At 64.2% G+C, this 18,766-nt stretch carries 16 protein-coding genes; 8 read left to right on the top strand and 8 right to left on the bottom strand.

From position 1 onward, the window contains the following. Window positions 1-69 precede the first annotated feature (69 nt). From waaF to ACEWE8_RS15430, 7 genes are read left to right on the top strand one after another with little or no spacing between them, the layout of a single operon-like run. The gene (waaF, locus tag ACEWE8_RS15460) at window positions 70-1,119 is read left to right on the top strand and encodes a lipopolysaccharide heptosyltransferase II (RefSeq protein WP_046787528.1); all 1,050 of its coding nucleotides are present in this window, start codon (window positions 70-72) and stop codon (window positions 1,117-1,119) included. Then, on the top strand, window positions 1,120-2,178 hold the full coding sequence (waaC, locus tag ACEWE8_RS15455; RefSeq protein WP_046787529.1) for a lipopolysaccharide heptosyltransferase I: 1,059 nt from the start codon (window positions 1,120-1,122) through the stop codon (window positions 2,176-2,178). It begins immediately after the preceding gene. Then, a complete protein-coding gene (locus ACEWE8_RS15450; protein ID WP_046787530.1) occupies window positions 2,178-3,302 on the top strand; it encodes a glycosyltransferase family 4 protein in 1,125 nt (374 codons plus the stop codon). The genes waaC and ACEWE8_RS15450 overlap by 1 nt, the downstream gene beginning before the upstream one ends. Then, a complete protein-coding gene (rfaP, locus tag ACEWE8_RS15445; RefSeq protein WP_046787531.1) occupies window positions 3,299-4,105 on the top strand; it encodes a lipopolysaccharide core heptose(I) kinase RfaP in 807 nt (268 codons plus the stop codon). The genes ACEWE8_RS15450 and rfaP overlap by 4 nt, the downstream gene beginning before the upstream one ends. Continuing rightward, window positions 4,105-4,839: a lipopolysaccharide kinase InaA family protein gene (locus ACEWE8_RS15440; RefSeq protein ID WP_046787532.1), complete on the top strand. Its 735-nt coding sequence runs from the start codon at window positions 4,105-4,107 to the stop codon at window positions 4,837-4,839. Before rfaP ends, ACEWE8_RS15440 begins: the two co-directional genes overlap by 1 nt. Continuing rightward, the gene (locus tag ACEWE8_RS15435; RefSeq protein WP_046787533.1) at window positions 4,836-5,588 is read left to right on the top strand and encodes a lipopolysaccharide kinase InaA family protein; all 753 of its coding nucleotides are present in this window, start codon (window positions 4,836-4,838) and stop codon (window positions 5,586-5,588) included. Before ACEWE8_RS15440 ends, ACEWE8_RS15435 begins: the two co-directional genes overlap by 4 nt. Beyond that, window positions 5,588-7,030 (top strand): lipopolysaccharide kinase InaA family protein, encoded by a 1,443-nt coding sequence (locus ACEWE8_RS15430; RefSeq protein ID WP_046787534.1) that lies wholly within the window; start codon window positions 5,588-5,590, stop codon window positions 7,028-7,030. The genes ACEWE8_RS15435 and ACEWE8_RS15430 overlap by 1 nt, the downstream gene beginning before the upstream one ends. Here ACEWE8_RS15430 and ACEWE8_RS15425 read toward each other — a convergent pair. The 8 genes from ACEWE8_RS15425 to ACEWE8_RS15390 all read right to left on the bottom strand — a co-directional run bounded on the left by ACEWE8_RS15425 (window position 6,991) and on the right by ACEWE8_RS15390 (window position 18,068). Further along, window positions 6,991-9,789 carry a dermonecrotic toxin domain-containing protein gene (locus ACEWE8_RS15425; protein WP_367903897.1) on the bottom strand — a complete coding sequence of 933 codons (2,799 nt, stop codon included), beginning with the start codon at window positions 9,787-9,789 and terminating at the stop codon, window positions 6,991-6,993. The two genes, ACEWE8_RS15430 and ACEWE8_RS15425, sit on opposite strands and share 40 nt — an antisense overlap. A gap of 66 nt (window positions 9,790-9,855) precedes the next feature. Next, complete coding sequence (locus ACEWE8_RS15420) at window positions 9,856-10,032, bottom strand: hypothetical protein (protein WP_174141951.1); 177 nt, start codon at window positions 10,030-10,032, stop codon at window positions 9,856-9,858. Continuing rightward, window positions 10,029-11,141 carry a PepSY domain-containing protein gene (locus tag ACEWE8_RS15415; RefSeq protein WP_046787536.1) on the bottom strand — a complete coding sequence of 371 codons (1,113 nt, stop codon included), beginning with the start codon at window positions 11,139-11,141 and terminating at the stop codon, window positions 10,029-10,031. The genes ACEWE8_RS15420 and ACEWE8_RS15415 overlap by 4 nt, the downstream gene beginning before the upstream one ends. Window positions 11,142-11,196: 55 nt before the next feature. Further along, window positions 11,197-13,632 (bottom strand): TonB-dependent siderophore receptor, encoded by a 2,436-nt coding sequence (locus ACEWE8_RS15410; RefSeq protein WP_046787537.1) that lies wholly within the window; start codon window positions 13,630-13,632, stop codon window positions 11,197-11,199. Between the two features lie 160 nt (window positions 13,633-13,792). Beyond that, on the bottom strand, window positions 13,793-14,749 hold the full coding sequence (locus ACEWE8_RS15405) for a FecR domain-containing protein (protein WP_046787538.1): 957 nt from the start codon (window positions 14,747-14,749) through the stop codon (window positions 13,793-13,795). Continuing rightward, entirely contained in the window at window positions 14,746-15,264 is a 519-nt protein-coding gene (locus ACEWE8_RS15400; protein WP_046787539.1) for an RNA polymerase sigma factor, read from the bottom strand. The genes ACEWE8_RS15405 and ACEWE8_RS15400 overlap by 4 nt, the downstream gene beginning before the upstream one ends. 159 nt (window positions 15,265-15,423) lie before the next feature. Continuing rightward, window positions 15,424-16,134 (bottom strand): PolC-type DNA polymerase III, encoded by a 711-nt coding sequence (locus ACEWE8_RS15395; RefSeq protein WP_046787540.1) that lies wholly within the window; start codon window positions 16,132-16,134, stop codon window positions 15,424-15,426. After that, a complete protein-coding gene (locus ACEWE8_RS15390) occupies window positions 16,131-18,068 on the bottom strand; it encodes a putative nucleotidyltransferase substrate binding domain-containing protein (RefSeq protein ID WP_046787541.1) in 1,938 nt (645 codons plus the stop codon). The genes ACEWE8_RS15395 and ACEWE8_RS15390 overlap by 4 nt, the downstream gene beginning before the upstream one ends. 185 nt (window positions 18,069-18,253) lie before the next feature. On the opposite strand from ACEWE8_RS15390, the gene ACEWE8_RS15385 reads away from it, so the two are divergent. Further along, complete coding sequence (locus ACEWE8_RS15385; RefSeq protein WP_012316605.1) at window positions 18,254-18,697, top strand: response regulator; 444 nt, start codon at window positions 18,254-18,256, stop codon at window positions 18,695-18,697. Window positions 18,698-18,766 lie beyond the last annotated feature (69 nt).

Raw genomic sequence — 18,766 nt, 5'->3', positions numbered from 1 at the left:
CTGAATATAAAGAGGGGAGGCCAGGCTGTACCGCAGCCTGCAGCCTCCCCGAGTTTTTCTGGACTAAGCATGAGAATACTGATCATTGGCCCCAGCTGGGTCGGCGACATGGTGATGGCGCAAACCTTGTTCCAGTGCCTGAAACAGCAGCACCCCGACTGCGTGATCGATGTGCTGGCACCCGAGTGGAGCCGGCCGATCCTTGAGCGCATGCCCCAAGTGCGTCAGGCCTTGAGCTTCCCGCTCGGCCATGGCGCGCTGGAACTGGCTACGCGCCGGCGCATCGGCAAGTCCCTGGCCGGCCAGTACGACCAGGCGATCCTGCTGCCCAACTCGCTGAAGTCGGCGCTGGTGCCGTTCTTTGCCGGCATTCCCAAACGCACCGGCTGGCGTGGCGAAATGCGCTTCGGCCTGCTCAACGATGTGCGCAAGCTGGACAAGGCGCGTTACCCGCTGATGATCGAGCGCTTCATGGCACTGGCCTATGCGCCGGGTGCCGAGCTGCCGCAGCCTTATCCGCGGCCTGAGCTGCAGATCCAGGCGCCGAGCCGTGAGGCCGCGCTGGCCAAGTTCGGCCTGGAGCTGGACCGCCCGGTGCTTGCGCTGTGCCCAGGTGCCGAGTTCGGTGAAGCCAAGCGCTGGCCGGCAGAGCACTACGCCAGCGTTGCCGACGCCATGATTCGCCAGGGCTGGCAGGTGTGGCTGTTCGGCTCGAAGAACGATCACCCGGTCGGCGAGCAGATCCGCGACCGGCTGATCCCGGGTTTGCGTGAAGAATCTTATAACCTGGCGGGCGAAACCTCGTTGGCCGAGGCGATCGACCTCATGTCCTGTGCCAACGCGGTGGTGTCCAACGACTCCGGGCTGATGCACGTGGCGGCGGCGTTGAACCGCCCGCTGGTTGCCGTCTATGGTTCGACTTCGCCGGGCTTTACCCCGCCGTTGGCCGAGCAGGTCGAGATCGTGCGCACCGGCATCGAGTGCAGCCCATGCTTCGACCGCACCTGCCGCTTCGGCCACTACAACTGCCTGCGTCTGCTGGAGCCTGGCAAAGTCATCGCCGCCCTGCACAGCCTGGGTGGGCCGAACCTGATCGATACCGTGGCCGAGGTCGAGTAAGTGCGGGTACTGATCATCAAGACCTCGTCGCTGGGTGATGTGATCCACACCCTGCCGGCGCTCACCGATGCCGCCCATGCGATCCCGGGCATCCGCTTCGACTGGGTGGTGGAAGAAGGCTTCGCCGAGATACCCAGCTGGCACCCGGCGGTCGACCAGGTGATACCGGTAGCCATTCGGCGCTGGCGCAAGAATGTCTGGCAGACCATCAAGAGCGGCGAGTGGAAGGCGTTCAAGCAACGCGTGCGCGAGCGCAAGTACGACCTGGTGATCGATGCCCAGGGGTTGGTCAAGTCGGCCTGGCTGACCCGCTACGTCAAGGCGCCGGTGGCCGGCCTGGACCGTTACTCGGCGCGTGAAGGCTTGGCCAGCCGTTTCTATGACCGGCGCCTTTCGGTCGCCGTCGGCCAGCATGCGGTAGAGCGCGTGCGCCAGCTGTTCGCCATGGCGCTGGCCTATGACCTGCCCGAAGGCATCGGCAACTACGGCCTGGACCTGGAGCGCCTGCAACTGCCCCCGGCGGCGCCGTATGTGGTGTTTCTGCACGGCACTACCTGGGCGACCAAGCACTGGCCCGAGGCCTACTGGCGAGAGCTGGCTGAACGGCTGGGCCGCAGCAGGCTGCAGGTATGCCTGCCATGGGGCAACCAGGCCGAGAAAGACCGCGCCGAGCGTATAGCCCAAGGCTTGAACAACTGCCAGGTGCTCCCCAGATTGAACCTTGCCGGCGTCGCCCGCGTGCTGGCGGCGGCAAAGGCCTGTGTGGCGGTGGACACTGGGCTGGGCCACTTGGCCGCAGCGCTGGATGTGCCGACCATTTCGCTGTTCGGGCCGACCAACCCGGGCCTGACTGGCGCCTATGGCCGTGTGCAGGTGCACCAGGCCAGCGATTTCCCCTGTGCACCGTGCCTGCAGAAAAAGTGCACCTACAAACCGAGCGCCGACGACCTGCGCCGGTTCGATCTCAAACGCGAGTGGCCATTGTGCTTCACTCGCCTGAATCCAGAGCATGTGGCGAGCCGCTTGAGCGCGTTGCTGCTGGCTGAGGATGTCCGTTGATGCAACTGGCTTTCGTGCTTTACAAATATTTCCCCTTCGGCGGGCTGCAGCGCGATTTCATGCGCATCGCCCTGGAATGCCAGAAGCGGGGCCACCAGATCCGTGTCTACACGCTGATTTGGGAAGGCGACATTCCGCCCGGTTTCGAAGTGCTGGTGGCGCCGGTCAAGGCGCTGTTCAATCACCGTCGCAACGAAAAACTCACTGCCTGGATGGAAGCCGATCTGGCCAAGCGCCCGGTAGACCGGTTGATCGGCTTCAACAAGATGCCGGGCCTGGACGTGTATTACGCGGCCGACGCCTGTTTCGAGGACAAGGCCCAGACCTTGCGTGGCGGTCTTTACCGCCGCTGGGGCCGCTACCGGCACTTCGCCGAGTACGAGCGGGCTGTGTTCGCCAAGGATGCGCGCACTGAGATATTGATGATTTCAGAGGTGCAGCAACCGCTGTTCATCAAGCATTACGGCACCCCCGTTGAACGCTTCCACCTGTTGCCGCCCGGCATTTCCCAGGACCGCCGCGCACCGGCCAATGCCGCCGAGATCCGCGCGGAGTTTCGCAAGGAGTTCAACCTGGGCGATGACGACCTGCTGCTGGTACAGATCGGCTCCGGCTTCAAGACCAAGGGCCTCGACCGCAGCCTCAAGGCCCTGGCCGCGCTGCCAGCGTCTCTGCGCAAGCGCACCCGGCTGATGGTCATCGGCCAGGACGACCCCAAGGTGTTCCAGCTGCAGAGCGCAGCCTTGGGCTTGGGCGAACAGGTGCAGTTCCTCAAGGGCCGCAGTGATATCCCGCGCTTCCTGTTGGGTGCCGACCTGCTGATCCACCCGGCCTACAACGAGAACACCGGTACGGTGTTGCTCGAGGCGCTGGTGGCTGGCTTGCCGGTGCTGGTTTCCAAAGTTTGCGGCTACGCCCATTACATTGCCGAGGCCGACAGCGGCCTGGTGCTGGACGAGCCGTTCGAGCAGGAACAGCTCAACGGCTACCTGCAGCGCATGCTCGAAGCGCCAGAGGCGCGTGCCGAGTGGTCGCGCAACGGGCTGGCCTTTGCCGAAACCGCCGACCTTTACAGCATGCCGCAGCACGCCGCCGACGTGATTCTGGGGCAGGAGAGCGCATGAAGCTGATCCTGGCCGAACCGTTCAAGCGCCTGTGGGCCGGGCGTGATGCCTTTGATGCCGTGGAAGCCCTGCAAGGCGAGGTGTACCGAGAGCTGGAAGGCCGCCGCACGCTGCGCACCGAGGTCGATGGCGAAGGTTTCTTCGTCAAGATCCACCGTGGCATCGGCTGGGGCGAAATCTTCAAGAACCTGCTCACCGCCAAGCTTCCGGTGCTGGGTGCCGGGCAGGAATGGCGGGCCATCGAGCGCCTGCATGAAGTCGGCGTGCCGACCATGACTGCAGTGGCCTATGGCGAGCGTGGCAGCAACCCGGCCACGCAGCACTCGTTCATCGTCACCGAAGAACTGGCGCCGACCATCAGCCTGGAAGACTTCAGCATCGACTGGGCCAAGCAGCCGCCTGAGCCGGCGCTCAAGCGCGCGCTGATCGCCGAAGTGGCGAAGATGACCGGCGGCATGCACCGCGCCGGGGTCAACCACCGTGACTGCTACATCTGCCACTTTCTGCTGCACACCGACCGCCCGGTGACGGCGCAAGACTTCAAATTGTCGGTAATCGACCTGCACCGCGCCCAGACCCGGGCGACAATCAGCCGCCGCTGGCGGGACAAGGACCTGGCCGCGCTGTACTTCTCGGCGCTGGATATCGGCCTGACCCGGCGCGACAAGCTGCGTTTCCTGCGCGGTTACTTCCAGCGCCCGCTGCGTCAGATCCTCAGCGAGGAGGCCGCGCTGCTGGCCTGGCTCGACCGCAAGGCGCAGAAACTCTACGATCGCAAGCAACGCTATGGGGACGCACTCTGATGGCGGGCTGGACACTGGCGCCAGGCTACGAACACCTGGCGGCGGACTTCGGCAGCCTTGATGCGGTGTTTGCCCTGCAGGGTGAACGCCTGACCCGTGACCCGCTCAGCGAGGTGGTCCGCGTCGAGCGTGGCGGGGTCAACTATTACGTCAAGCGGTACACCGGTGCCGGCAAGCACATGCGCCGTTACCTGGGCCGGCCGCGCATCAAGGCCGAATGGCAGAACCTCAAGCAGTTCGCCAAATGGGACATCCCGACCGCTGAAGTTGTGGCCTGGGGCCTGGAGCGCAATGGCCTGGCATTTGGCCGCGGCGCGATGATCACCCGCGAGCTACCGCGCACCGAAGACCTGTCGGTGCTGGCTGAGCGCAATGATCCGCGCCTGGCTGATCGTGCCTGGGTCGACCACATCAGCCGACAGCTGGCGCGCCATACCCGGGTCATGCACGAACACCGTTTCGCCCACAACGACCTCAAGTGGCGCAACCTGTTGGTCGATGACCAGGGCACGCTATTCTTCATCGACTGCCCGACCGGTGACTTCTGGCGCGGCTTCATGTGGCGCCACCGGCTGATCAAGGACCTGGCATGCCTGGACAAGGTCGCCAAATACCACCTGACGGCGACCCAGCGCCTGCGCTTCTATCTGCAGTACCGCGGGCGCCAGCGCCTGAATGCGCGCGACAAGCGCCGGGTCCGTCAGGTACTGAGCTTCTTCGAGGGAAGGGAATGACCGATTACCTGGCCAGCGCGGACCTCGCGCTGCTCAAACGCCATGGCCTGAATGACTTCGAGGCGCTGTGGGCGCTGCAGCTCGATGCCGTGGACGAACCCAACACTGGCCGTGGCGGCTGGAGCAGCGTCTATCGCCTGGAGCTCGAGGGCAAAGGGTATTACCTCAAGCGCCAGAGCGACTACCTGACCCGCACCTTGCATCGCCCTTTTGGCGAGCCGACCTTCGCCCGTGAGTTCCGCAACATCAGCCGTTACCAGAAGCTGCATATCCCGGCCCTGCAGGCGGTGTTCTACGGTGAGCGCAAGCATGCAGGCCAGCACCGGGCGATACTGCTGACACGTGCCCTGGATGACTGGAGCGACCTGGAAAGCCTGCTGGGCCAGTGGCCGCAGCTCAGTGACCCTGAGCGCAACGGCATCCTCCAGGCCTGTGGCCAGCTGGCGCGCACCCTGCACAGCGCCGGCCAGGTGCACGGCTGCTTCTACCCCAAGCATATCTTCCTGCGCCAACGCCGCGAAGGCTGGGACGCGCAATTGATCGACCTGGAGAAGACCCGGCCGCTGTTGTTCGGCATGCGTGACCGCCTGAAGGATCTGGAGCCGCTGCTGCGCCGTGCCCGCGCCTGGAACGAGTTGAACGTGCGCGCGCTGCTTGCCACCTATCTTGCCCAGCCGGCCGACAGCGTGCTGGTTGGCACCTGGTTGCAACGCCTGACGCAACGCCGTCGTGAAAAAGAGGCCCGCTGATGCGTTTGTCTGAATTGAAAGATGCCGGGCGCAGCCCTTCACTGCCGCTCTCGGTCAGCTTGGCCGACGCCGCTGGCAACGCCGAACTGCAGCTGCTCAGCCTGCTGCGCGTATTGCCGGGCCAGCGCTATGTCGGTGCCGGTGTATGGCGCGGTACGCCGGTGTTGGCCAAGTTGCTGGTAGGCGGCAATGCTGCGCGCCATTTTCAGCGTGAGCTGGAGGGTGTGAAGTTGCTGGCCGAACAGGGCCTGACAACGCCAAAGCTGCTTGCCGACGGGCTCAAGGAAGGTGAGGGGGGCTGGCTGCTGTTCGAGTTCCTCGACGGCGCCGAAAGCCTGGCCGATGCCTGGGACAAGGTGGCGAACCTGCCGGTGCTGGCCGACGAACAGCACCTGGTGCTGGGCGAAGCCCTGACCGCGGTGGCGCAGATGCATGCCAAGGGCCTTTGGCAGGAAGATTTGCACCTGGACAACCTGTTGCGCCACGGCGGCAAGCTGTACCTGATCGATGGCGCCGGCATCAAGGCCGAAACGCCGGGCCAGCAGCTGTCGCGCCCGCGTGTGCTGGAAAACCTCGGGGTGTTCTTCGCTCAGTTGCCCAAGCGCCTGGAGCCATTCATCGAAGCGCTGCTGGTGCATTACCTGCTGGCCAATGCCGAGCACGCGTTGCCGATGGAAGCGTTGCAGAAACAGGTGGACAAGGTGCGCACCTGGCGCCTCAAGGATTACCTGGAGAAGGCCGGGCGCGAATGCACGCTGTTCAGCGTCGAGCGCAGCCTTTCGGGCTTGCGTGCGATTCGCCGTGGCGAAGTCCAGGCCATGCTGCCGGTACTGGAACAGGCCGATACCTTGATCGACCAGGGCCACCTGTACAAGACAGGCGGGGCGGCCAGCGTGGCGCGTGTCGAGGTGGGTGGGCGCTCACTGGTACTCAAGCGCTACAACATCAAGAACACCGCGCACTGGCTCAAGCGGTTCTGGCGCCCGAGCCGGGCCTGGCACTCCTGGATTGAAGGCCACCGCCTGGAGTTCCTGGGCTTCGCCACGCCGCGCCCGTTGGCGGTGCTGGAGCAGCGCGTCATGGGCCTGCGCAGCCGGGCGTACCTGGTCACTGAACATGTCGATGGCCCGGACCTGACCGCGTGCTTCGCGCCTTATGTGGAAAGCGGCGAGGTGCCTGAAGAGCAAGTCGATGCCTTGGTGGAGCTGATGCAGCAACTGATCCGCGAGCGTATCAGCCACGGCGACTTCAAGGGCCACAACCTGTTCTGGCACGACGGCCAATGGTCATTGATCGACCTCGACGCCATGTGCCAGCACGCCACCGGGCTCAGCTTTGCCCCGGCCTACGCCCGTGATCGGGCGCGGCTGCTGCGCAACTGGCCGAGCAGCAGTGCCTTGCATCAGCGGCTCGACCGGTTGTTGCCACGGCTCGGTGAGTAGTCATCCGGCAGCGCCAGCCAATCGCTGCTGCGCCCTGCCTGGCGCACGCGGATGCGCCACTGCCGGTCTTGCCAGCGCAGGATCGCCCACGGCACCACGCCAGCTTCCCGGGCGTGCGGTATCAACAGGTGGTAGCGCCCGGCGAGCAGGTGCGCACGCACTGGCAGTTGTCCGGCAGGGGTTTGCAGATAAAGCTGGTCGTCTGCCCGACACAGCCCTGCCGGCGTGCCCACCGCCTCACCTGCCAACGGTGGTTGCAGGCGGCAGCTAGCCAGCAATTGCGGCAGATCGGGCAAGCCGTCGTACCACAGCACCGGTGAGTCGATGACCCAGTTGCCATTGGCCAGGCGTTTGACCGGCTGCTGCAGGTAAGCGTCGGGTTGGGTCGGGTCGATGACCCGCCAACGGTGGCCGTCGAATGAGACCTTGTAATACCGGCCGTGGGCGTCCTGGATGAAATACTGGGTCAGCCCTTCGAATGCTGATGCTTTTTCAAAGACGCCTTCACCGTGCACACCGTCAATGCTGTAGCGCAGGTGCTCGAGCGCAGGCGTGATGCTGTAGCGCGCGGGCAGTGGCAGCGGTGGTTGCGTCGGCATGCCCCGCATCATGCGGCGCATCAGGCCGGTGCTGACCGCGCTGGTACCAGCGTCGTTGGCATAGCTCAGGGCGTTGTACGTATGGGTCAGCACGCCGTTGATATCATCCTCGCTGAAGGCTTCCAGGCCATCCCAGGTTTCGATCACCATGCGTCCCAGGGCCAGGGGGACCTGTACAGGGGCAGGCAGCCCCAGGCTGATCAGGTCGAGCAGGCGCCATACCAGATCGATGCCCTGCTGGAGATCTGCCTCCCCGGTGGTGCGGCTCTGGGCATCGACCACTGCCAACCAGCCGCGCACCGCTGCCATGTAGTAGGCGAAGAACAGCTCTTCCTCAATTGCCGGGGTGCGCAGTGCGGGGCCGAGCCGGCCCTTGCTGAGTAGTTTATCGATGCGTACAGGTGCCAGCAGGGGCAGGCGGCTCGCCACGTAGGCGCGCAAGGCAGGTTGTTTGCGCAGCAAACGCATCAGTTCGCGCGCGTTGCTCAGCCCGCGCCAGGCGCGGCGGTCGGGTGCGTCCGGTGTGTACAGGACGAAAGCGCCTGTGCCGGAGCCTTCGGCATTGATCAGCAGAACGCCTTGCAGGGTATGGCCATGGATCGTCAATTGCCGCACGGTGATGCGCTGGTTGTCCACCGCTGGGCGCAGCGCGTTGTGCGGGTAGTCCAGTACCTGCCGTACCCAACGGTAGCCTTGTTCACCCAAGGCGCTAAGGTGCCCGGCATAACGCGCCTTGGCTGCCTCGGCGCGCATGCGGGCTCGGTTGATCAGGGCATGGGCATTGAGCCTCCAGCCCCCGACCGGGGAGTCGATCAATTGGGTCTTCAGGTAGGCCTCATAGCTGCCGCCGACATTCAGGTGCCTGATCATCGCTTTGATGTAGGCCGGGTTCAGCGCTTCGGGTAGCGGCTTGTCGTGACGGTGTGTTACGCGGGCGGTGAGCCAATAGTCGTAGTCGAACCAGTTCAGGTTGCGCAGTGCCAGTTCGTCCAACGGATAGCTCTCCCTGGTCAGCTCGACCAACTGCCCGCCGACGTGCTCCAAACCTCGCCAGGTGACGTAGCTCGAAGGGGTGAAGGGGTTCAACTGCGGACCTGCCTGACGGCTGTGCACAACATGAACCATGATGTCGGCGGCGGCGTAGCGCAGGCCATGATCGTGGCGCAAGCGTTCCTCTACGCGCGCGCGGGCCCAGCCCTGCAAGCTGCGCTGCTCGCGGAACTGCGCCAGGGTGAGGATGCCCGGCGCGGCGATGCGATTGCCGGCGGCGACCAGTTTTTGCATGGTCTGCATGATGTGCGTAAGCGCCTGGGGCCCTGCGGTGCTCAACCAGTTGGGCAGGTTTTTTTCCAGCAGCAGGCCGTAGCGCGTGTCGAGCAACGCTTGTTTGCCGACTTCGGCTTCCAGTGACAGGGCATTGCGCAGCGCCTCGGCGGCGGGTGCCAGGGCGCCATGGGCGCTTGCCCAGGCGTGGTTGACACGCAGGCGCTGCGCTTCGATCAGGGTGTCGACTTGGGCTTGCACCGGGTCATCGGCATACCATTCGTAGCGCAGGCGGTCGGCCTTGGCGGCGTTCTCTATACGTTCGGCATCGACCAGCAGGCGCAGCAGTGGCGGGCCCTGCAGCGGGTCGTCGAGGCGCTCGCACAGCTCAAGGTGCAAGCCGGCCAGCGAGGCGTAGGCTTCGATGCCTTGGGTCAGGCCGCACAGCAACGCCGGCCCGCGGGCATGCTCCGGGGTGAGTTCGGCAGCCTCGTCGTTACCGGTGATGACCACGAACATGCCTGGCAGCACCGCTCGGCTGTGGGGCTGGCTACGGCTGAGGACCAGGCGGTACACCTGGGCACGTGTGGCCATCGCTTGGGGCCGGCGTTGCCAGGCGTTGGGCAGGTCCAGGCACAGGCTCAGGGCATCGGCCTGGGGGGCGGGCAAGGTCCGGTCGCCCTGGCGCAGGGTCAACTCGGCATGCATCAGGGCGCGGCGCAGATCGCACAGGCGGACCCTGCGCGAGCGGCCCTGGGGGTCGCAGGCTGCCCAGTATTCAGCCAGTTCGCCTTGTAGCTGATGACGGGTGAGCCCCGGCCGGTCGGGGCTTGGCAATTGTGCCAGCAGGGCGATGATCTGTTGGTCGACGAATTCGATACGTTCCAGCGGTAGCATGTTGCGCTCCTTCGGTCAGGGAGGCGCAACGTTAGGCCCCAGGGCAAGGACCGAAGCGGTAGCCGGTTATCGCCGGCACAACCCGCGCAGGCTGAGGATGACGGGCACGCCCAGGCCCAGCCAGGCCAGGGCATCCCACGCTCCGTCACCCAGCAAGGCGGCAAACAGGCCGGCGGCACCGAGCAGGCCGATGGCGGCCGGCCAGGTGAAGATGCGCAGGGTCGGTTGCGATTTGTGGCTCATGCCCGCGCCTCCCGGGGTTTGCGCTGTTTGCCCCACCACAGGTAAAGGCCGCTGCCGAGCACGATGATGGTCAACACATCGAGCACTGCCCAGAGGATCTGCATCGGACGCCCGCCGTAATCGCCAAAGTGCAGTGGCTGCGAGAGGCCCATGGCGTCCATGTACCAGGGGCGTTCGCCCACTGCCGTCACCTGCAAGCTGCGCGCATCGATCAGCACGGGCGTGAGCAGGTGCGATGTCAGGTGGGTGGCGCCTTTCATGAACACGGCGTAGTGGTGCTCGCTGGAGAACCGCGTGCCGGGGAAGGCGATGAAGTCCGGGCGCATGCCGGGTGCGGCCTGCTCGGCGATGTCCAGCAGGCGGCTGGCCGGTGCACGCTCGGTGAGTGGCGGGGCGTCACGGTAGGGCGCGACCATTGCGGCCAGGCTGTCGTTGCGCCAGGCGGCGATGACCAGGTCGGACAGGGCGCTGATGACCCCGGTTACACCGACGGTCAGCGCCCAGGCCAGTGTCACCACCCCGATCAGGTTGTGCAGGTCGAGCCAGCGCAGGCGGCGGGATTTTTCGTGGCGCACCGTGGCGAATTGCAGGCGGCGCATGAACGGTGCGTAGAGCACTGTGCCGGAGATGATCGCGACAACGAACAGCACACCCATGAACGCCAGCAGCAGCTTGCCGGGCAGCCCGGCGAACATGTCGACGTGCAGGCGCAGCATGATCATCATGAAACCGCCGTTGGCGGCCGGCATGGCGACGGCTTCGCCGGTGCGGGCGTCGAGCATGAAGGTGTGTGACGAATTGGGTTCGGTGCCGGCAGTGGCAGCGGTGATCGCCACCACGCCGTTGCGTTCGTCTTCGTCATAGCCGAAGTACTGCATTACCTCGCCTAGACGATGCTGCTCGGCCTTGAGCACCAGTTGCTGCAGGTCCAGGTGCGGGGTGCCTGCAGGCATTTCGCGCAGCTTTGGTGCGTCGCCGAGCAGATGCTCGATTTCGTGGTGGAAGATCAGCGGCAGGCCGGTGAGGGCCAGTAACAGCAGGAACAGGGTGCAGACCAGGCTGCTCCAGGTGTGAATCACGGACCAGCGGCGGATGGTTTGGCTTTTCATCACGGTACCGAATGTGCCTGATGGAACCTGGGGCCGCACAGCGGCCCCGATTCGCTCAGAACTTATAATTGACGCTGGCCACTACGTTGCGTTCGTCGCCGTAGTAGCAGTAGTAACCGTCACAAGTCGACAGGTAATCCTTGTTGAACAGGTTCTTCGCATCTACGGCAACGGTCACGCCCTTGAGGGTTGGGTTCAGGCGGCCCAAGTCGTAATGCACCGAGGCATCGTAGACGGTGTATGAGCCCACATGGCCCCAGTCGGTATTGGTGGTGTTGCCATAGGTGTCACCCACATAGCGCACACCGACGCCCACGCCAAAGCCATCGAGCGCACCTTCGTGCCAGGTGTAGTCGGCCCAGGCAGTGGCCTGGTTACGAGGGACCTGGGCCATGCGCTTGCCCTTCTCACCGTCGTTGCCTTTGGTGATCTCGCTGTCGTTATAGGTGTAGGAACCGATCAATTTCAGGTTCTTGGTTACATCCGATGTGGCTTCAAGCTCCAGGCCTTTGACGCGAACTTCACCTACTTGGCGAGTCACACCGCCCTCGGTTACCGACATGTTTTCTTGGGTCAGGTCGAATACCGCTGCGCTAAGCAGTGTCTTGCTGCCAGGGGGCTGGTACTTGATGCCCAGTTCGTACTGTTTGCCTTCGGTAGGTTTAAAAGCATCGGTGCTGTTCACTGCGGCACCGGTTGCGGCCTGGAACGACTCGGCATACGAGAAGTACGGGGTAATGCCGTTGTCGAAAACGTAGCTCAGTGCTGCGTTACCGCTGAATTTCTTGTCACGCTGGGTATTGGTGGCGTCGCCCTGGTTGTGGAAGGTGGTGCCGGTGTGTACCCAGTCTTCACGGCCGCCCAAGGCCAGGCGCCAGTTGTTCAGGGCCATCTGATCCTGGACATACAGACCGGTCTGCTGGGTTTTCTGATCGTAGTCATACATGTCGAAGTACTGGACGTTCGAGAAATCCTGGCCGTAGATCGGGTTGTGGATATTGCTTGGCGGCACGCCGGCCGAACCCCAGCGCCAGCGGGCATTGCTGTCCGAACGTTGGTGATCGAGCCCCAGCAGCAGGGTATGGGCGACCATGCCAGTCTGGAAGTCCGCTTGGAAGTTGTTATCCACCGCGAACTGGGAGATATCTTCCTCGACGATGCCGGCGGTGCGTTGCACCGTGCCATCGGCGCTGACTGCTTCGTCCGGGCCTGCCGGCCAGATCGAACCGCCGGCGGTGATGCCCTTGAAGTCCAGCTCGTTGCGCGCGTAACGCAGGTTCTGGCGGAACTGCCATGTGTCGTTCAGGCGGGTCTCGAACGCGTAGCCCAAATGATAGTAAGTGCGATCGTAGGATTCCCAGTCCGGGTCGCCCAGGTTCTTGTGGTGGGAGATCTTGCCTGCAGGACTGTCCAGTTTGGTGCCCTGCAAGGGAAGGAACTGGCCGGTGATACCGGTATCGTCGCGGGTGTACTGGGTAATGAACGTCAGTTTGGTGTCGTCATTGATGTTCCAGGTCAAGCTGGGTGCGATGTTGTAGCGCTTGTCCGGAATATGATCGATCGGTGTGCCGCTGTCGCGCACGGTACCGCTCACACGGTAGAGAAACCGTCCCGCGTCATCGATCTTGCCAGTGCTGTCGAAGTTGATCTGTTTGTGGTTGTTGCTGCCAACCTGGGCTTCAACTTCGTGGCTGCTTTCAAAATCCGGGCGGCGGCTGGTCATGTCCAGCAAGCCGCCGGGAGGGGTCTGGCCGTAGACGGAAGAGGCCGGGCCACGCAGTACCGCGATGCGCTCCAGGTTCCAGGGCTCTATTTTCGGCGACGCATAGTTACCCTTTGGCAATGGCAGACCGTCAAGAAACTGGGTGGGCACGAAGCCGCGCACCAACAGCCAGTCGCTGCGCGAGTCGGAGCCGTAGCCGCTGCTCTGTACGCCAGCGGTGTAGCGCAAGGCGTCGTTGAGATTGAGGACCGGGCGGTCTTCCATCTGCTGGCGGGTGATCACCGTCACCGAACGTGGTAGTTCGGCAATGGCTGTGTCTGTCTTGGTGCCAGCGGCGGTGCGTGTTGCCGTGTAGCCCTCAACCGGGCCCCAAGCGCTTTCGTACGATGCATTGGCATTGATCGCGGTCTCGGGCAACGCCAGAGTGCCATCAGGAACAGCCACCAGGCTGTAGCTGCCGACAGTGCTCTGCTGTAGCTGCAGGCCGGTACCGAGCAGGGCGGCCTGCAGGGCGCCGAGGCCGTCGTACTGGCCGTTGACCGGCGCCGAGTTTCGGCCGCTGACCAATGCCGGGTCGATGGCCAGGGTGATGCCCGACTGGCTGGCGATCTGGTTCAGGGTGGTGGCCAGCGGGGCGCTGGGCAGGTCGTAGGCGCGCTGTGCGGACTGCTCGGCGGCGAACAGGGCAGGGCTGGCCAACGGGGCAGCCAGGGCGATGGCCAAGGCCATCAGGCTGGGGCGCAGGATACGATCAACGGCACGGGACATGCAGCGGTTCCTCGACGGATAAGTGCTAATTGCTTCCTTGCCGAGCGAGATTTCAGAAGTGACAGGGGTATCTGGAAATAAAGTGGAAATGGTTTGTATTTGTACGCAGCCAGCTTAGGCCTCATCGCCGGCAAGCCCGCCCCATGGGGGCGCTTTGGTGCTACTTGGGCACCACGCTCACCCACCACTGGGTATGCCGCTCGATCTTCACCGGCAACGCGGGCACCAGCGAAGCGAGGGCCAGGTCGGTATCGGTCAGCGGGAAGCTCCCCGTCACGCGCAGGTCGGCCACTTCATCGGCCACGCCCAGGTGGCCGCTACGGTATTTGCCCAGCTGCGCTACCAGGTCGGCCAGGCGGATGTTGTCCACCACCAGCATGCCGCGGGTCCAGGCATCCGCACCGGCTTGCACGGGTGCGATGCGGCCCAGGCCATTGGCGTTCATGAGCACCTGCTGACCCTCGCGCAGTACCTGCTCGTCGCCACTGTTGAGCGGCTGCGCTGCGACCGAGGACTGCAACACCTCCAGGCGGGTACCGTTATTTTCGCGACGCACCAGAAAGCGCGTGCCCAAGGGGCGCAGGCGGCCATCGTCGGTGCGCACCAGCAACGGGCGAGGGTCCTGGTGGCCGGTCTCCACCGAGATTTCACCCTGGTGCAGCACCAGTACACGCTGGTCGCCTTCGTAGTCGATGTCGACCGCGGTATGAGTGTTCAGGCTCAGCAGCGTGCCGTCCTCCAGGCGCAGGGTCCGCAGTTCGCCGGTGGCGGTGCGCTGATCGGCCAGCCAGTAGCTTGCCGATAGCGACGGCGCGCCGACCCAGGCCAACAGTGTGCCGAGCAGGAACATGCCAGCCAGGCCGCCGCCCACCTTGGCCACCCGCCGGCGCAACCCTGCGCGCGATTGCTGCAGGGCCTGGCGCGCGGGGCCGGCGGCGGCACTGACCCGCTGATCGAGGGTGCCCAACTGGCGCCAGGCGCGAGCGTGTTCCTCGCTGGCGGCATGCCAGCGCATGAACTCGCTGCGTTCGTCGGGCGTACCGGTACCGTCGTCCAGGCTCAGTTTCCAGGCGATGGCAGCTTCAAGGACCCCGGCAGAAACCGGTGAGTTGTTCACGTCGGCTCCCCATACAGGGCCACATAGCACTGGCGCATGCCTTGGGCGATGTACTGGCGCACCCGCGACACCGATACGCCCAGGCGCTCGGCGATTTCGGCGTGGCTCATGCCGTCCAGGCGATTGTGCAGGAACGCCGTGCGTGCCTTGCTCGACAGCTTGCCGAGCAGGCGGTCGATGGCCTTGAGGTCTTCGAGGATCAGGTGCTGGAGTTCCGGGGAGGGCTGCTCGGCTTCCGGCAAGCGGGCCAGTTCGGCCAGGTAGGCCTGCTCCAGGGCTGCGCGGCGAAAGTGGTCGAACATCAGCCCCTTGGCCACTGCAGCCAGGAAAGCGCGCGGCTCACGGGGGGTGTCCAGTTGTTCGCGCCCGAGCAGGCGCACGAAGGTGTCCTGGCTCAGGTTTTCGGCACGCTGGCGGCAGGCCATGCTGCGTTGCAGCCAGGCAAGCAGCCAGCTGCGATGGTCGCGGTACAGCGCACCGACCAGTTCGGCGTGTGGGCTCTGAGCAGAAGACAAGCAGTGTCCCCCCCGGAACGAATGCGTTAACTAACGATAATTATTCGCGATTGTTGCAGAGGCGGGGGGCGTGGCGCAATGGACGCTTATCGGGTTGCCACTGTCATGGTGGGGGCGGTGCCCGATATCACAGGTGCAGCCCCTTCAAAGGGTATGTTTCTAAAGCCCATGCCCCTGCACATTGCGCCGCCGCCACCCGCGCAAGCGCTGCTCCAGCTGCAATGGGCTGTCCAGCTGCTGGCGACGGGCCTGGCTGAACAGGATCAACGCCAGTTCAGCGGTGACTTGGGCATCGGCGCTGGCGTGGTGGCGCTCATCCACCTGCAGCCCGAAGCGCGCCACCCAGTCATCCAGCCCTGCTTCGCGCAGTACCGTGTCAGGGTTGAGCATGGGCGCCAGTTCAGCAACATCGAGAAAGGGCTGTTGCAGGCGATGCCCAAGGGTTTCTTTCAATGCCCGAGCCAGCATGCGCTGGTCGAACGGTGCATGGAACGCCAGCACCGGGCTGTCACCGATGAACTCGAGCAGGTCGAGCAACGCCTCGGCCGGGTCGCTGCCTGCAGCTAGGGCGCTCGGGCCCAGACCGTGAATGAGTACACTGGCGTTGGTTTTCTGGGCCGGGCGGTGCAGGGTGCGCTCGAACTGCTGGGAGAAGTCGATGGCGCCGTCTTCGATGGCTACGGCACCGATCGACAGCACCTGGTCGCGGTTGGGGTTCAGGCCGCTGGTCTCAAGGTCCAGCACCACCCAGCGCTGCTCACGCAGCGAGCACACGCCCAGCGGTGCGGGTTTTGGCAGGCGCGCCAGGCGTTGATGCAGTGCACCGTCCAGGGCCGGCGCGGCAGGGCGCAGCCAGGCGAACAGGCTCATAGCTGGTACCGCAGGGCCAGGCTGCTTTGCAGGCGCTGCGCCTGGCGCAGGGACTCACGCAGGATGCGCCGGTCCAGATGGTTGAGGCTGTCCGGATCGAGGCGGTTGGAGTACGGCTGATTGTCGCGGGTCTGGCGCTGGTGCTGCTGCATGCGCGTTTGCTGGATGAAATGGTAAGCCTCTTCGTAGGCCGCGCCGTCGAGCGCCTCGATAACGCCTTTGTCGACCAGCTGGCGCAGGCGCTCCAGGGTGTTGCAGGCGCCGATGCCATTGGCCAGGGCCAGCAGCCGCGCACCATCGACGAAGGGGGTCAGACCCTGGACCTTGAGGTCCAGGGTAGCGGCCTTGTCGTTGCCTTGGCGGGTCAGGACGAATTCGCGCAGGCGGCCTACCGGAGGCCGCTGACGCAAGGCGTTATCGGCCATCATGCGCTGGAAAATGCGGTTCTCGGCTACTTGTTCCAGCACGCTTTGGCGCAGCTGTTCGCACCCCTGTTCGTCGCCCCAGACCACACGCAGGTCGAAATAGATGCTCGAGCCGAGCAGGTTCTCTGGGCTGGCTTCACGGATGAAGCCGGCGAAGCGCCGTGCCCATTCAGTGCGCGACAGGCACAGCTCGGGGTTGCCTGCCATGACGTTACCCTTGCACAGGGTGAAGCCGCATTGGGCCAGGCATTGGTTGATGTAGTGGGCCAGTGGTAGCAGGCGGGCGCGAATGGCTTCGGCTTCGCTGCTGTCAGCTGCCTCGAACAGGATGCCGTTGTCCTGGTCGGTATGCAGGGTCTGTTCACGGCGCCCTTCGCTGCCAAAGCACAGCCAGCTGAACGGCACCCCAGGGTCGCCGCGTTCGGCCAGAGCCAGCTCGATTACCCGGCAGACAGTGTGGTCGTTGAGCAGGGTGATGATCTGGGTAATCTGGGTCGACGACGCGCCGTGGGCGAGCATGCGCTCCACCAGCTGGCCGATCTCGCCACGCAGCGCCACCAGGGAGTCCAGGCGCGGTGCATGGCGGATGGTGCGGGCCAGGTGCACGAGGTCGACCCGTTGCAGGGAAAACAGGTCGCGCTCCGAGACCACGCCGCACAGGCGCTGGTTGTCCACCAGGCAAACATGGGCAATGTGTCGCTCGGTCATGGCCATGGCCGCGTCGAAGGCGCTGGCCTGCGGGTTGAGGTAGAAGGGTTTGACGGTCATGTGCCGTTCGATGGCGGCACCGAGGTCGGCATCGACAGTAGCCACCACTTGGCGCAGGTCACGCAGGGTGAAGATGCCCACCGGGTAACGCTGCGCATCGACCACCACGATGCTGCCGACCTGCTGCTCGTGCATCGACCGCACGGCGTCGCGCAGCGGCGTGTCCGGGGTGCAGACCACCGGGTGACGCATGGCCAGTTCACCCAGCGGGGTGTTCAGTGAGTATTGGGTGCCGAGTGTTTCCACCGCTCGTTGGCGCACCTGCTGGTTGACCTGGTCAAGCAGGCTGCTGACACCGCGCAGCGCAAAATCCCGAAACACATCCGACAGGGAAAACACACGGATGAAGGCGGCTTTGTTCAATTGCAGGCAGAACGTGTCCTCGCCCGCCAGGTGCTCGGTGCGGGTAGCGCGCTCGCCGAGCAGGGCGGCCAGCGGGAAGCACTCGCCGCTGGTGATCTCGAAGGTGGTTTCCACGCCGGGCTTGACCAGGTGCTGGCGCTCACCGACCACGCGCCCCTGTTTGACGATGTAGAAGTGCTCCACCGGGCCGTCAGCGGGTTTGATGATGCTTTCCCCGCTGGCGTAGAAACGCAACTGGCACTGTTCCACCAGGAACGCCAGGTGGCTGTGTTCCATTTGGTTGAACGGCGGGAAACGCTGCAAAAACTGCAGGGTGCCCTGAATGTTCTGCAGAACGGCAGTTCTGCCCGCCTGGCTGTAGGCGTCGTTTTTGCTCATGACACTGACCGTATCGCTACGCCGAACTATATATATCTATATATAGGTGCGGCCTTGTTGTTCTCGGTCCCCATGGTCGGCTGACGGCCGTGCGGTGCCCATTGGACGTAAGTCTATGAGCGTAGTGTGATCAATATCGCAAGCTGCGGTCTTACCGGTGAGCAAGACTATTTGATGAGACGACCATGGTTGAGCATGACGACATCCTGAGTGACGCCGAACGTGAGGCACTGGCCGGGTTGAGTGCACCTGTTGCGCCCAGGCCGGTGGTATTGGTGGTTGATGACAACCCGGTGAACAGTGAGGCCCTGTGCCTTTACCTGAAGAGCAGGGGGATCGACTGCATGCAGGCCGATGGTGCTCAGGAGGCGATGTTCAAACTGCATTACGAACCGCGCATCGCCCTGATGATCACCGACCTGCGCATGCAGCCCAAGGATGGCCTGGAGCTTATCCGGCAGATTCGTGAGTCGGAACGGGCGGCGTTGTCGATCATCGTGGTGTCAGGCGACACCGATGTGAAGGAGGCGGTGGATGTGATGCACCTGGGGGTGGTGGATTTTTTGCTGAAGCCGGTGGATCTGGGGAAACTGCTGGGGTTGGTGAAGAAAGAATTGAAGCTTGAGTGAGCGGGAATGGGGCTGCTTTGCAGCCCTTTCGCGACACAAGGCCGCTCCTACAGGGGAATGCGATCCTCC

This window comes from Pseudomonas sp. TR47, from assembly GCF_044143025.1.
GTDB lineage: Bacteria > Pseudomonadota > Gammaproteobacteria > Pseudomonadales > Pseudomonadaceae > Aquipseudomonas > Aquipseudomonas putida_E.
Note: the sequence above shows the minus strand (reverse complement) of the source record. Positions and strands in the feature narration are given on the sequence as shown.